The 14777-nt window shown below is 40.5% G+C and carries 10 protein-coding genes; 3 read left to right on the forward strand and 7 right to left on the reverse strand.

All coding sequences use genetic code 11. The features are described 5' to 3' along the window. Window positions 1-81: 81 nt before the first annotated feature. Both J4N24_RS13360 and J4N24_RS13365 read right to left on the reverse strand, forming a co-directional pair. Window positions 82-972: an NAD(P)H-binding protein gene (locus tag J4N24_RS13360; RefSeq protein ID WP_207534189.1), complete on the reverse strand. Its 891-nt coding sequence runs from the start codon at window positions 970-972 to the stop codon at window positions 82-84. A gap of 50 nt (window positions 973-1022) precedes the next feature. Further along, window positions 1023-1451, reverse strand: coding sequence for a MarR family winged helix-turn-helix transcriptional regulator (locus J4N24_RS13365; protein WP_207534190.1), 429 nt, complete (start codon window positions 1449-1451; stop codon window positions 1023-1025). Window positions 1452-1660: 209 nt separating this feature from the next. Between J4N24_RS13365 and J4N24_RS13370 the strand changes: the two genes are divergently transcribed. The 3 genes from J4N24_RS13370 (at window position 1661) to J4N24_RS13380 (ending at window position 5897) form a co-directional block, all read left to right on the forward strand. Beyond that, complete coding sequence (locus J4N24_RS13370) at window positions 1661-2758, forward strand: sensor histidine kinase (protein ID WP_242691620.1); 1098 nt, start codon at window positions 1661-1663, stop codon at window positions 2756-2758. Beyond that, window positions 2758-3201 carry a response regulator gene (locus tag J4N24_RS13375; protein ID WP_207534191.1) on the forward strand — a complete coding sequence of 148 codons (444 nt, stop codon included), beginning with the start codon at window positions 2758-2760 and terminating at the stop codon, window positions 3199-3201. Before J4N24_RS13370 ends, J4N24_RS13375 begins: the two co-directional genes overlap by 1 nt. Window positions 3202-3389: 188 nt before the next feature. Next, window positions 3390-5897 (forward strand): M1 family metallopeptidase, encoded by a 2508-nt coding sequence (locus J4N24_RS13380; RefSeq protein ID WP_207534192.1) that lies wholly within the window; start codon window positions 3390-3392, stop codon window positions 5895-5897. A gap of 269 nt (window positions 5898-6166) precedes the next feature. Here the strand turns inward: J4N24_RS13380 and J4N24_RS13385 are convergent, their stop codons facing one another. From J4N24_RS13385 to J4N24_RS13405, 5 genes are read right to left on the reverse strand one after another with little or no spacing between them, the layout of a single operon-like run. Next, the gene (locus J4N24_RS13385) at window positions 6167-7309 is read right to left on the reverse strand and encodes a TlpA disulfide reductase family protein (protein WP_207534193.1); all 1143 of its coding nucleotides are present in this window, start codon (window positions 7307-7309) and stop codon (window positions 6167-6169) included. A 21-nt stretch (window positions 7310-7330) separates the two neighbouring features. Next, a complete protein-coding gene (locus tag J4N24_RS13390) occupies window positions 7331-8755 on the reverse strand; it encodes a PKD-like family lipoprotein (RefSeq protein ID WP_207534194.1) in 1425 nt (474 codons plus the stop codon). A gap of 12 nt (window positions 8756-8767) precedes the next feature. Continuing rightward, window positions 8768-9583, reverse strand: a complete 816-nt coding sequence (locus tag J4N24_RS13395) for a DUF4843 domain-containing protein (protein ID WP_207534195.1) — start codon at window positions 9581-9583, stop codon at window positions 8768-8770. A 25-nt stretch (window positions 9584-9608) separates the two neighbouring features. Beyond that, window positions 9609-11102, reverse strand: a complete 1494-nt coding sequence (locus tag J4N24_RS13400) for a RagB/SusD family nutrient uptake outer membrane protein (RefSeq protein WP_207534196.1) — start codon at window positions 11100-11102, stop codon at window positions 9609-9611. 27 nt (window positions 11103-11129) lie between these two features. Next, complete coding sequence (locus J4N24_RS13405; protein ID WP_242691621.1) at window positions 11130-14609, reverse strand: SusC/RagA family TonB-linked outer membrane protein; 3480 nt, start codon at window positions 14607-14609, stop codon at window positions 11130-11132. Between the last annotated feature and the right edge of the window lie 168 nt (window positions 14610-14777).

The following is a 14777-nucleotide window of genomic DNA, read 5'->3' on the forward strand; positions in this document are numbered from 1 at the left end:
CTTCAATAAACAGCAATTATAACGAAGGGAGCCATGGTAGCTACCTTCGTTATTCTAACAGATCAAAGTTTGTCTAGTCCCTTAACCTGCATTATATGCAGCTGCAAAATCTTTTGCAAAGTCCTCTAGCTTTATCTTCCCAAAGGTTTGAGGACGGTTTCTCAGGAAGTCTTCAAACATCTTTCCTGAACGCATCGCGCTTCCCATTTCTACATACTTTTTCGCCATTTCTTCCGGAAGTCCCGCTCCCAGCATTCCATTATAACTCTCTTCATCGGTAAATGCAATCCACGGTAATTCTGGCTTACCCACTGCAGTTCCTAAAATCTTGGCTACTTCCCCTTGTGTTCTTTCATCGCTTACCAGATAGCGAATTGACTGACCTTTAAATGAGAGACTTAAAAGCTCTTCTGTTGCAGCTTCTGCTATATCACCAGGATGAGAAAGGACAATTTTTCCATTCGCATCGCCTGAGTTATTACCAATGATATTCATGTTGGCTACCATTCCTAAACTTCCAAAGAAATTTGTGTAGAAGTACCCAGGTCGTAAATGCAGTACATTGACATCACTCAGTTTTGCAAATTCCTGTTCAACCAGGTATAAGCCGCTTACCGGTCCTACACCCTCTGGTAAATGCGCACCAATACTGCTTAAATTTACTACGTATGGAATGCCATTTTCCTTGATAGCTTCGGCATAATTGAGAGCCAGATCGCGATAAACACTTAAGTCAAGCGCAGCATATTGAGGTGGAAACATTGTATAAACCGCATCCGCGCCGGCGAAGGTATTTTTCAGGAATTCCAAATCTTCCAATTTACCAATAGCTGCCTTGGCTCCTTTATCAGTTAGTGATTTTAAATTCTCGGCATTACGTCCGATCACTGTAACCTCGTGACCTGCCGCTAATAACTGCTCTGCAAGCGGCTTTGATATGTTGCCCGCTGCTCCTGTAATAATGTATTTCATAACCTTAATTTATAATATATTTGTATATACAATCTTTGTATTAAATTTTTTTATAATTTCAATTTGTCAGCAATTGCCACCATGTCTTGTACCAGGCGACTACTCTCATCAACGCCTAACAAGTCGGCATACTGCTGTGAAAACTGCTGAACGCACTTTATCATTTTCGGTTGAAGTTCCTTTGCTTTAGGGGTCGGATAAACGTTAGTTAGCTTTCCTTCTGTTGTACGTACTACCAGCTTTTTTTCTTCAAGTTTCTCAATAAGACGCGTTACAGTACTAGGCTGTAACTGTAACTCGCCTGATAGAGCCGAAGGTTGCATACCCGGATCTTCCAGGACCGCCATAAGCAGGTAGGCATGACTGGGAGGAAGATCAACAGCCTTCCACACCTGAATTGCCAGCTTCTCTACTTTCCGTGCGAGAGCAGAAGAAGTAAAGTACAGACATTGGGCATATTTGCTATCTCTGATGTTCATTTGATACAAAGGTAAGGGTTATTGTTGTACATGCAAATATAATTTAAAAAAAGGTTCCCTCCTGCAATTCACTATCTATTGTAGAAAAGCATGCGCAGATTATTATATATAAGGGGAAAAAAATTCCCTTTATTTACAAATTCAGGCCGCCTATCCCTCATGGCAAGGTGAATTTCCTTTGGCGTAATCCTTGTTCCTTAAACAAATTCATGCTTAGAGATACAAATAGCAGCTACATTGAGAATATGATCGGTGAAATCGAAGATTACGCTATTCTATTTCTTGATACAGAGGGAATAATCAGAACCTGGAACAAAGGAGCAGAAAAAGTTAAAGGGTATCAATCGGAGGAGGTTATAGGAAAACATTTCCGACTATTTTATTCTACTAATGACCGTGAGAACCAGAAACCGGAAAATCTAATTAGCACTGCACAAAAAGAAGGAAAAGCGATAGACGAAGGTTGGAGAATCAAGAAGAATGGAGATCGCTTTTGGGCAAGCGTCAGTATCACAGCAATTCATAATGAAAGCTTAGAACTTATAGGGTTTACCAAAGTTACCCGTGATTTAACGGAACGCATGCTAGCTGAAGTTTCTCTGCGCCAATATTCCAATCAGCTCAAATTCAAGAATAGCGAATTGGAACAATTTGTTTATATCGCATCTCATGACCTTCAGGAGCCCTTGCAAACAGTTATTAATTTTATAGAGCTTTTCAATGCCGAGTACACTGAAGCTTTAGACGAAAATGCAGCACTATATTTACGGTTCATTGAAAGCGCATCATTACGGATGCGGGCCCTAATAAAGTCCCTGCTTGATTATTCCCGCATAGGAATGGCAAAAGAGGCAGAGAAAGTGGATCTGGACAAAGTTGCAGGTTCTGTCCTTCTCGACTTGAATTCCCAGGTGCAAGAAAAGAATGCAAGCGTAAACATCGAGTCCCTCCCCGTAGTCTATGGTTATTCAGTAGAACTTCGTCAGCTGCTTCAAAATCTTATAAACAACGCTATCAAGTTTAGTAAGCCAGGCATTGAGCCTGTAATAAATATTTCATCAGAAAGACTTCCAAATGAATGGAGGATTAAGGTGAGCGACAATGGTATCGGCATTCAAAAGCAGCATTTCCATAAAATTTTCATGATCTTTCAAAGGCTGCATAGTCGCGAAGAGTATGAAGGAAACGGTATCGGTCTTGCTAATTGCAAGAAAATTGTCGAGTTGCACAAAGGTGTATTAGAAGTCGAATCTACACCAGGGCTTGGAAGCACATTTTATTTCAACATTCCTGATCAGGTAAATTAATGAGTAAGTTTAAAAATCTAGATTGTATTTTACTGGTTGACGACGACCTTGCTACTAATTTTTTACATCGTAAAGTAGTACAGAATACAGGTATCAAAGCCCATATAGAGACTGCCAATTCAGGACAAGCAGCCTTGGATTTTTTATGTCAATTAAATAAATATCAAAATACAGGCGAAACACCGCGGCCAGGAATCATCTTCCTTGATATAAATATGCCCGGAATGAATGGTTGGGAATTTCTGGACGAATATGACAAATTAAATGAAGCCCAAAAGGCTAAGGTAATTGTTGTAATGCTTACTACATCTCTGAATCCCGACGATCATAAAAGGGCATTGGACAACAAGAACGTTACTACATTTCTTAATAAGCCACTGAGGAAAGAGGCCTTAATGGAACTAGCGGACAAGCATTTTGGATTAGCGGAGATTGAGGAGTAAATAGGCTTACCCTCGCTCCTTCCTTTTTTAAGCTTTCTCAAACATCTGAACCTTCAACAGTAGGAAGCTTTATAGTCCTGTATTTTGGCATTGAAAACGATGTTTCCTACTTAAAAATTTCGTTACTTGTAAAAGTGAAACTTCTGCTAAAACTCATCCTTACATGTTCTATTATTCTAAGTACTGTTATGGCGCAACAAAAGTCTGTAGTAGTAGAACCAGGGGTATCGATTCAACTCGCTAAGTACCGAAAATCTGTAATTGATCAGATCCATTATAACATCATATTAGACATTCCTGGGAGAAAAACAGATGAGATCAAAGGCACAGTGGATGTGTCATTCTACCTCCAGTCAACGGAACAAGACCTGCAACTGGATTTCAAACAGGATGCATCTCACATTAAAGATGTTCGTATTGATGAAAAACCAGTTCTTTATAAGCTGGAGAGGGAACATTTGATCATCCTTTCAGCTAGTCTACGTAAAGGTGTCAACAGGGTAAAAATAAATTTTATTGCTGGAAACGAAGCTTTGAACCGGAATGAAGAGTATATCTACGCTTTATTTGTTCCGGATCGGGCGCGACTTACTTTCCCATGCTTTGATCAGCCCGATCTAAAGGCCATATTTACATTAACACTTCGAGTTCCAAAAGAATGGACAGCAATAAGCGTTGCGAGAGAAAAAAACGTTCTGGATCATCCTACCCGGCGGGAATACCAATTTTCTGCTAGCGAAAAACTTCCAACATATTTATTTTCATTCACAACGGGAAAATTCAGTACAGTTGAAAAACAGGTAAGCGGCTTTAGGGCAAAACTGCTATATAGGGAAACGGATACTGCCAAAATTAAATTCAGCACCGATTCTATTTTCAAGGCACACCAGGATGCGATAGCGTTTTTGGAAAACTGGACAGGTATCCCCTTTCCTTTCCAGAAAGTCGGATTTGCAGCGATCCCTGATTTTCAATTCGGCGGCATGGAACACCCGGGAGCTGTACAGTATAAAGCTTCCAGCTTATTCCTCGATGAAAGCGCTACTAAAGATCAGCATATAAATCGCGCTAATTTAATTTCACACGAAACTGCTCATATGTGGTTTGGAGACCTGGTAACTATGGAATGGTTCAATGATGTCTGGATGAAGGAGGTATTTGCCAATTTTATGGCAGATAAAATTGCCGGAAAAATAATGGGATCAGAAGCTTTCGACCTGAAATTCCTGCAAGACCATTACCCTGCAGCTTATAGTGTTGACCGCACACAAGGAGCTAACCCCATACGTCAGCAGTTGGATAATCTTCAGGAAGCAGGATCGATGTATGGAAATATTATTTACCATAAGGCTCCGATTATGATGCGTCAACTGGAGTCTTTGATGGGTGAGGATCAATTCAGGCAAGGAATACAGGAATACCTTAAAAAATATGCTTACAATAATGCTACCTGGCCAGACCTGATCTCTATTTTGAGTAAGTACAGCAACTTTAACCTGTATGAATGGAACAAAGTATGGGTCAATCTACCTGGTCGACCTGTATTCGATTACGTTATAAAATATGAGGGAAATAGAATAAAGAATTTTACGCTATTACAAAAACCAGAAAGTGGAGTTAAAAGGTGCTGGCCACAAGTTTTCCAATTAATAATGGCCTATCCAAGCGGGAACAAGATTATTTCCGTGAACATAAAAGATGCGGAAGCAGATATTCCAGAAGCAATCGGACTTCCAAAACCTGAATATATCATTTTTAATTCAGATGGAACAGGATACGGTTTATTTCCAAACGATAGAGACTTAGATTCGCTTTTATTCTCTCTGAAGAATCCTTTGCACCGGGCTGTAGCTTATATTGCTGCGTATGAAAACATGTTGGCAGGACGTTATTACAAGCCTGCAGAGTTACTGCAATTACTTAAAATCGGTATCACGAGAGAGAACGATGAAATGAACCTGCGACTGTTATGCGGCTATATTTCCAGCATCTACTGGAACCTTACTTCAGCAGCGGATAGGCCAGCAGTCTCAGCAATTTTAGAAAAAAAACTATGGGAGGCGATTCCCAGACGATCAGAAGCAAATCATAAAAAAGTTATTTTTCAAACGTATCAAAGTGTTTATATGAGTTCTGCAGCGAAGTCAAGGATGTTGAACATCTGGCAAAAGCAGGAAGCGCCTGAAGGGCTTAAATTATCGGAGGATGACTATACTTCAATTGCCTTTTCTATTGCTTTGAAAAGTGACACACTAACGCCTGTTTTGCAGGATCAGCGAGATCGGATAAGTAACAATGACCGGAAAGAGCGGATAGACTTCCTTATTCCGGCTTTATCGGCAGATCCAAAAGTAAGGGATGCTTTTTTTAACAGTTTAAAAAAGCCTGAAAACAGACAAAAAGAAGCCTGGGTAACTACGGCATTAACTTACCTAAACCATCCTCTACGTCAGAACTCTGCTATAAAATATCTTGGGGAAAGCTTGAACATGCTCGATGAGATACAACGGACTGGCGATATATTCTTTCCCCAATCCTGGCTCAACAGTATCTGGAATACATACCAAAGTTCAGAGGCAGCACAGGTAGCAAAAGAATTTCTGAGAACTCATCCTAATTACAATCCCCGGTTAAGGGATAAAATACTTCAGGCAGCAGACAATGTGTTCAGAGCCGAAAAATTGTTGAAAGAATAAAGTTGCTTCGGCGTTTAACAGTTTGACTTTTTCAAAAGCTAGCTACCAGTCGTATACACCTGAATTAGATACAGCACCCATTTTTTAGGAGTGGTTACGTTTTAAAGATGAAATGCATTGCTTAAAGAGACTTTCATTATATGTCTTTCGGAGGTCGTGTGTGTGTGTGTGTGTGTGTGTGTGTGTGTGTGTGTAAAAATGGGGGCAAAAGAAGAAGCTCTTACCTCCTTGCGGCGAGTAAGAGCTTCTCAAGAAATAGCTCTGCCTTATTAATTTCCTAATAAGCTTTCAAGCTTTGTGAATAGTTCCTTGCCCCTTAGATTTTGAGCAACGATCTTTCCGTTAGGATCGACAAGAAAATTCTGAGGTACCGCCCGTACTCCATAAAGCTTAGCTGCCTGATTATTCCAGTAGTTAAGGTCAGAAACATTGGTCCAGGTAAGCCCGTCTTTTTCAATTGCTGCAAGCCATGCAGCCTTTTTACCGGGTTGATCAAGTGATACACCCAGTACTGTAAAGTTCTTATCCTTATATTTATTGTAAGCTTCTTTCAGGTTCGGGTTCTCTGCCCGGCATGGACCGCACCAGCTTGCCCAAAAATCGATCAGTACGTATTTACCTCTGAAATCTGAAAGCTTTACCGGCTTATCGTTCACATCATTTTGTGTGAAGTCAGGAGCTGTTGCTCCATTAACCGTAATTTTTGCAGCATTTATCCTGACGGCAAATTCTTTTCCTGCATCTGAATTTCTAAGAGTAGGATTTAACGCAAGGAATATGGGTTCGAATACAGGCAGATCTACTTTAGAGCCAGCAGCCTCAGAAAGAGCAACTACGCTGAAAAATGAATTTGGATTCTCTTTCGCAAACTGGATCATCTTGGTTTCCCTTTGTCTGATAGCCTGGCGGAAGTTCCTGTCAACTACATTAAAGAAGGCAGTATCCTTTTGCTGTTCAGGACTAAGCCTGGAAAATTCAGCGTTTGCATTGGCGGTTAGCTCTTGCATAGTACCTCCGATTCTCTTTATAAAGGCTTGATATTCATCATTAATTTTAGAGCCTTTTACAGTTGCGTATTTTAATGAATCTTTAGAGGATAGTGTCATTTTTTCCGCTCCCATATAGAACAGCATCAAATCACCTCCATAAGCTACCTGTTGCTTTGGTTCTCCCTTATGTGCTATAATAATCCTCGAGTAAGATGGCCCAGTTACTTTGCCCTGAAAAGTGAATACACCGTTTTTCAGTATGGCCGAGTCAGACATGCTCTTACCCTCCGACATATAGTCCAGGTAAACCTTTGCAGGAGAATTTAAATTACCCACTTTCCCACTAAGGGTAAAAGGGCCCGTTTGAGCCATACCTATCGCAGGAATAGCTGATAATAATGTTATAAAAAGTTTATTTTTCATGTTTTTCTATTATTCATTAAACTAACGGACAGCCATATCTACAGGAGTCCCTGGTATTCCACTAATTTTCTTAATAAATGCTCCATTCTTTCCGGTACTGATATCGAGGTAATGCAATTCATTTTCTACGCCAACTACCAGTGTTTGCTCATCTTCTGAAAGTTTGATCATCGTCACCTTCTTTCCACCAAGGTCTGGCGCTAAATCCCTTAGTTCCTCATTCAGTGGATTGTAGCGATACACTTTATTTCCGGAAGCGAGATAGATCACGCCAACTTTAGCTCCCTGCCATAAGGTGTTTGCATCGATAATGCTTTGATTAACAAAAACCCGTTTATGCTGTGGAGTAAATTGGAAAGGACCGTTGAATTCCACGTTAAACTTAAGTTCATATACCTTACCATCCGTACCTTTGAAGTAAGCGAAGCAATCCGCATTATTCAACTGCTCCATATGAATAAGATCCATTCCAACGTTCAAGGGGTCAAAAATGGTTGTGCTGGAAACGGCATACTGTGTTCCAAAATACATAGGTGCTCCATACAAATTGAATCTCAAGAACTGTTTCCTGTTTTTATCGAAACCGATGAAGTAAGTACCATTTTGAGCCGAACTTAAAATGAAAGAGCTTGCCAATTCATAATCACCATCAGCCGGAAACCCGAACATTCCATAAGTAGCTGCCTGATCCCAGGTTGATGTGGTACCTCCATAGAGCTTACCATTAATAACTCCGGTTAAAACGCCCTGACTTTGTGCTTTCAAAGACCCGATATTAATAGTTTCGGGTGCATCAAAAAAGTTATTAGCAAGGGTTGATGGGTTTTTCGGATCCTCCAGCATAGTATTATGTTCCAGGCGAACACCACCATTGCTGGTAATAATCCAGTAACCGAGAGGGGTATTTCCAGTAAATTGGTTCTTCAACAGATACAGATACCTGGGATTAGCAGGTAAGTCCTTTTGATGCATGGCTTCGTAAAGGCGGGCCTGAACCGTTCCATCTGGTTTGATGAAGGAGAATTGGGTTTTACCGTTCTCCTGACTCAAAACCGATGTTCCGCTGCCAAATTGAGTTTTACCTTCTATACTAAAATTATAAAAATACCTCATCCCGTTACTTTTATTGATGACCGTAAGACGAGCTGGATAACGTTTTGCCTGTAAACCGAATATAGTTTTCAAGGAGGATCCTTTATAATTAAATACCTGACCAGTTTCGATTACTGTAATACGCCACTCAAACTCGAAATCGGAGGTATTTTGAACACTTAGCTTAGGTGTGATAATAAGACTATCACCAACGTTTGCTTTATAAACAGTGTCAAGATTGGTAAGTCCGGGATTCTCGGGCATATTTATATCATAGTCACCCAGATCTTCATAACAAGCAGTCAGTGAGGTCAGGAATACAGCTAGTAGTATTAATGTTCTTCTAAAATTCATAATTCAGTATTTTTAATTTACCTCTTGCCCGTTTTCATCAATAAAAAAGTACTTGTTGATCTGATTATTCTTCCGCAGAAGCATCTTCCTTGCAGGGTTAGCTGTATTGTAGAAATAATAACTATCGGTTGAACCTTCATTAACAGGCGTCAAAACATATCCTTTAGCAGGATTTTTCTGAACCCAATTGAAAGGGTTGTTCAGCATGGTGGTAAGAATACCTGTGAAATAAAGGTTCATTGGAGCATCAAGACCAGCAGTAGTTAGAGAGGTCCTCCCTGTGGTAAGAATAAATAACTCATGCTTGGTCCTTGAATAATAGCCTCCCAACCACATATCCCACCAACTTGGCTTCTCAAGCTTCGACGAAAAAACGACTTTAGCTCTGATGATCGATGGATTTTCAATTCCAAAATCCTCAGAAGGATTTAATTTGATGATTGCAGACACAGAACGGTTTTCCAACTGTTTGTCTTTGTTATAAACAACAAATGGGATATAAGTCCAGCCCCGATCTGCAGGGATAGCGTATTGTTCTTTCAAAGGCTCATAATGCAAGCCTTCCTGAGCGGTGGAAGAATCTTTCTCGATACGCGCGGTAAAATAACGATCAGTAGCTGTACGTGTACCGGTTAAGCGTACCAGTAACCACACTGTGTCTTGTGGAATTGTAGGGCGGTAAGCAAAGGTGTAAACCATACTGTCCCGGTCTGCTCCACTATTAAACTGGAAAAAGATATTTGCAGAATGGCTGTACTTCAACTCCTCGGCTTTCTCACAGGAAGCCAGGAACAATACAGTCATTATTAGATATATATATGCTTTCATTGTATATTATTTAAGGAAAAACTCTTTATCTGCCGCCAAAAAGGATCTCATCATTTGGAAGAGGCAAAACGAAAACATTGTCAGAAGGAGGAGTAACAACTCCCGTTTGACCGACAATTCCCCGGTTTAGACGCTTGTACATGTAAAAGATCTGACCTTCTGCATACCATTCCTTTCTACATTCTTTCAGTAGTTCGGTAATAAACTGTTCTTCAGAAGACACCTGCAGAGGTTCACCGATTCCTCGAATAGTCCTTACCTGATTAACATATGCAACTGCCCTTCCAGGATCAGTTGAATAAGTACATTCAGCAGCGATATAATACATTTCGCTTAACCTAATTGCAGGTGCTACCAGATAATGGAGATTTGCTGATTCCTCACTACTTAACGGGTTTCTTCGATATTTAACTATTTCCATCGGATTTCTCCCCTGCTCACTTCTTGGGCTTAACCATTGCTTATAGCGAAGGTCATTTCCACCCACTCCTCCTGTTTCGTAAAGCGTTTTGGCCGGATCTGATTCGATATACATACCTGAAGAACCTGTTCTAAACCAGTTATCCTGGAACTCTTTCTTCATTTGAGGTATGTACCAGGAAAAGATTAATTCCTTATATAAGATCCTGTCTTTTTTCGATTCATCGAAGGCATTAAAATCACTTGGATTTGTCCAGGGAAATCTATTGGCTTGAATAACCGCAAGAGCATTATTTAAGGCATTCGTTTTATCATTCTTATAGAGATAAACACGGGCCAGCGTTCCACAAACAGCAAAGTAGTTCATTCGGTGTCTCCGGTTTTGCAGGAAAAGAACAGGTGAGTTTTCTTCGGTATTCTTTGTGGTATCCGTAACGGTGGGATAATTTATTATATAAGCGGCACTTCTGATTGGATCTGCGGCCATTAAGGTTTTCGCTGCCTCCAAATCTGCTATAATTTTATCTAAAGATTCCCGCACGCTTGACATGGGAGTAACATCCTTTGAATAGGTGTTAACGTAAGGAATACCTGTCGCATTTGGGTTTCGGATAAACGATGGAGCGAATAAGCGCAGCAGATCAAAGTGAAGATAGGCCCTTAAAGCAAGGGATTCCCCTTTGATCAAATTGTAATTTTGACCTGCAAATATGCTCTGTTTCTCGTCAATATTGGAAAGAATAAGATTGCAATTTGTTATTGCATTGTATAGACCAATCCAAATACTATCCTTTCTTTCTATAAATTTTTGATGTTTGTAATTATACAATCCTGTCTGCCTGTAATCAAAAGCATCCGCGGAAACAAGTGTGTAATTCTGAGCGAGCACCTCAGGTGTGCCGACTGTAAGTTCTTTTCCATATAAATCAGGCTGTGTACCGCGGTTGTACACGCCGTTCAGCGCCTCCTGGAAACCACTCTCAGTAGAAAACAAGATTGGGGCCGAAATTTCCGATTCAGGTTGGACATCCAGCCACTTATTACAGGAGGAGAAAAATAACCCCGCCAGTATAATGGGTAAAAAGACTTTTATATTCATATCTTTTCCGTTCTTAATAATTAATGATTAGAATCCTGCCTGTAAAGAGAAGGTTACACTGTTTGCAAATGGATAATCAATCCCTCTTTCCTGCTTGATGGACGACCACCGTGCTATATCGTTCGCATTCAAACTGAAGCGTAAATTTGACATCGAAATTTTAGTGGCGACCTTTTTAGGAACATCGTAGGATAGATATAATGACTGCAAGTTTATCATGTTGTCCGCCTGAACAAATCTTGAACTCACGTTGGTAGTACGTAAATCCGCGATATTTCTGTAAAAGGTCCTGTCTCCGGCTTGTTTCCATTTATCATCAAACACTCTCCTATCTACATTGTACCGTGGGTCTGCATTTTCAACCCTGTCAACAAGTGTTTGATTGTATAATTCTCCTCCAAACCTGGTCTCAAAATTGGCTGTAAGCATCCAGCGTTTGTAAGAGAAAGTTCCTCCCAAAAATCCATAAGCCTTAGGGGTGCCATTACCGACAACCGTAATATCACGGGCATCCCAATCATAGGTTAAACTGCCATTTCGCTTAACGAAAACTTCTCGTCCATTTTCCGGATCAATCCCTAATGAAGGAACAGCATATATTGCATCAATCGATTGTCCTTCATTAAATCTGAGGAGTGGTACGCCTTTATAATCATCATCATTGCTTTGAGCATCATTAACTCTGTCATTAAATTTCTTTAAGGAGTTCGAAATCCTCACGATCTTATTTCTATTACTAGCCATATTTGCAGTAATGCTTAATGAAAGATCCTTTGCCCGGATAGCCTCGAACCTCAGATTTAACTCCAGCCCTTTATTTTCCATATCCCCAAGATTCTCTTTGTATGACTGGAAGCCGGTTGATGGAGGCAAGGTAATATCAGCCAGGATATCCTTAGTCAGTTTGTAATAAACCCTGGGAGATATAAAGACACGGTCTTTGAACAATCCCAAATCAATGCCCAAATCTGTGCTTTGGGTTTTTTGCCATCCAAGGCCTTCATTTCCGTAATTTCTTACAGTTGCCCCTATCCCTGTTGAGTACCAATTTGATCGGTAGTATTCATAGGTGGTTTTTGAAAGGTAAGGATCAAAAGAAACCGAACCAGTAATTCCAGTGTTTGCCCTTAAGCGGAGTTGACTGATTACTGTACTTTTGAAGAAGCCTTCACGATGTACGTTCCAACCAAGTCCAAATGACCAGAAAGGAGCAAGCTTATTATCCACTCCGAATTTGCTTGAACCATCCGCACGTAGGGTTGCGTCCATCAAATATTTATTTTTAAAGGAATAATTCAGACTAAGGAATGAACCAAACAAGCGGGATTTTTGCAAGCTACTATAAGGAGTTGCATTCTCACCGTAACCTGCGGCAAAGCCAATACTGGTGAAACGGTCGTTGGCGAAACCAATCGCTTCAAAGTCTTTCAGATCTGAAAGCTCGGAGCGAACATTAACACCACCTACGAAGTTGAAAGAATGATCCACTATTTGCTTCAACCAGGTTAATCGCATGTTACCATCCCAAATTGTTTCCCGGTTTTCTCTGTTCCAATACCGGCCTTTTTCATCTAACCGTGATGGTGCGTAATAGAAGAACTCGTTAGCCTGAGGAGATGTAAATCTATCAGCTCCCGACATCCGGTTGGTTAAACTCATCTGAGCTCTAAACCTTAATCCTTTACTTAGCTGCGCTTCTGTTGATAGGTTATCTATAATTTCTGTGTAACCTGATTTATCAAAACTACTTAAGGCAGCATCATATAAAGGATTGAGAACATTCTCAGTTTGCCTGGTTCCTCCTGGTCCATTTGCATCCATCCACCTATCGATTTCCCGGATCATATTACCGTTAGCATCTGCCAAAGGATAATAAGGGTTCATACGAACGTAAGTAGAAAAATTTCCAAAAGGAGATTCTTTTGCTTTAACCTGGGTTATTGCTAAATCGTTACGGAATTGGAACTTATTATTCTTATTATAGCTAAAGTTCATTCCGCCACTATATTGATCTCTTGCAGAGCCTTTCATTACTCCAGGCCTGTTTTGATAGCGCAAGTCCACCCCGTAACGGAACAACTCAGATCCTCCTTCCAGGTAAACAGAATGTTTTTGCCCCGCAGCCGTTCTAAGGGGCTGCGACATCCAATAGGTGTTCACACCTCCAACCACATTAGCCATTTTTCGATAGTAAAGTTCGTCAAGATCATCCTGAGGCACGTTCTGTTCCTCAGATGAGTAAACTCCAGCCATCTGTTCATATTGCAACTTCTCTGCGGCATTAAGGACATTATAATCGCTGAGATCTGGCGCATTCACATTTAACTCATAATTATAAGAAACCTGTAACTTGCCATCTCGGGGAGCTTTTGTAGTAATCACTAATACTCCGTTGGCCGCCCTTGATCCGTAAATTGCAGTAGCCGCCGCGTCTTTAAGAAGGGTAATTGACTCGATCCTGTTAATATCAAGGTCGAATACTTTTTGCAAGCTCACTTCATAACCATCAAGCATAAAAGCAGGAAGGTTTACATTTCCGTTAAAATTATCCCTTCTCAAAACACCTCCGTTCCCTGTTGGTAATGCAGAGGAACCCCTTACATTAATATTAGGAAGGGCATTAGGATTTGAACCAACCAGATTATTGTCCATAAGTTTAAAAGAAGGATCAAAGGCCTGGATACTTTGTAATAAGTTCTGAGGATTGATTCTTTTAAGATCAGCACCTTTGATAGTTACTGCCGTTCCCGTAAAGCTCTCCTTGTTGATCTCCTGATAACCGGTAACCACAACATTCTTCAGTTCCGTCATATTTGGCTGTAGCTTTACATCTAGAACTGCCTTACCCTGGTACTTAACTTCCTGGGTTTTAAAACCGATCATCGTGAAAACAAAGGTTGCGTTTTCAGGCACTGCGGTGAACTGGAACTTACCATTAATGTCAGTTACAACTACCTTCGCCGTTTCCCCGGGTACTTTCAATTGCACATTCACCCCAGGTAAGGGCTCTCCTTTTTCATCGGTGACCACCCCTTTCACCGGTTGATCGGCAAAAAGCTTTTCTATGGTCCCAGAGACAAGTCCAGTAACTTTATCGGAAAAAGACTCTCCCTTTTCTTCAACAATTATGGTGTTCTCTATTATATCATAGCTCAATGGCTGACTTTCAAATACTTCTTCAAGCACTTTCTTCAACTCAGACCTCTGCATCTTAAGCGTAACGGGTCGCGCTTTTTTTAATAGCTTATTATTATAAAGAAAATTATAACCTGTCTGTCGACGGATTTCAGTAAATACCTGATCAAGTTTGCTGTTTTTAACATCAAGGGTTACGCTTTGTGAGTAAACAGCAGCACTGAGCTGCATACATGCCAATAGAATAAAAATCCCGGTAAGCTTCATAATTCTGAGAACTTGAGCTAGCACAGGGCGGGGACGGGCCCCGCCTTTGCGGAGCAAATGATGGTCAATAGCTACATACCATTGGGAATGTAAAGCTTCTTTCATACTTTTGTACTGTTTGGGTTAATGCAAAAAAGAAATAAGTGTCGCAACTTTTGGATTTAGGGTTTAACCTGAACACGAGACAATTACGGAATTACCGTAGCTCCTCTGACTGCTTCGGAGGTCCAAGTCCGGAGCAGTTATTCATTTAAACCTCTTTGAAGATTCTAA

The organism is Desertivirga arenae, assembly GCF_017355785.1.
In the GTDB taxonomy this organism is placed as follows: domain Bacteria; phylum Bacteroidota; class Bacteroidia; order Sphingobacteriales; family Sphingobacteriaceae; genus Desertivirga; species Desertivirga arenae.

What these genes read in the sequence shown, in the direction of transcription:
- J4N24_RS13360 (WP_207534189.1), bottom strand. Translation starts at nt 972, where the DNA reads ATGAAATACATTATTACAGGAGCAGCGGGCAACATATCAAAGCCGCTT.
- J4N24_RS13365 (WP_207534190.1), bottom strand. Translation starts at nt 1,451, where the DNA reads ATGAACATCAGAGATAGCAAATATGCCCAATGTCTGTACTTTACTTCT.
- J4N24_RS13370 (WP_242691620.1), top strand. Translation starts at nt 1,661, where the DNA reads ATGCTTAGAGATACAAATAGCAGCTACATTGAGAATATGATCGGTGAA.
- J4N24_RS13375 (WP_207534191.1), top strand. Translation starts at nt 2,758, where the DNA reads ATGAGTAAGTTTAAAAATCTAGATTGTATTTTACTGGTTGACGACGAC.
- J4N24_RS13380 (WP_207534192.1), top strand. Translation starts at nt 3,390, where the DNA reads ATGGCGCAACAAAAGTCTGTAGTAGTAGAACCAGGGGTATCGATTCAA.
- J4N24_RS13385 (WP_207534193.1), bottom strand. Translation starts at nt 7,309, where the DNA reads ATGAAAAATAAACTTTTTATAACATTATTATCAGCTATTCCTGCGATA.
- J4N24_RS13390 (WP_207534194.1), bottom strand. Translation starts at nt 8,755, where the DNA reads ATGAATTTTAGAAGAACATTAATACTACTAGCTGTATTCCTGACCTCA.
- J4N24_RS13395 (WP_207534195.1), bottom strand. Translation starts at nt 9,583, where the DNA reads ATGAAAGCATATATATATCTAATAATGACTGTATTGTTCCTGGCTTCC.
- J4N24_RS13400 (WP_207534196.1), bottom strand. Translation starts at nt 11,102, where the DNA reads ATGAATATAAAAGTCTTTTTACCCATTATACTGGCGGGGTTATTTTTC.
- J4N24_RS13405 (WP_242691621.1), bottom strand. Translation starts at nt 14,609, where the DNA reads ATGAAAGAAGCTTTACATTCCCAATGGTATGTAGCTATTGACCATCAT.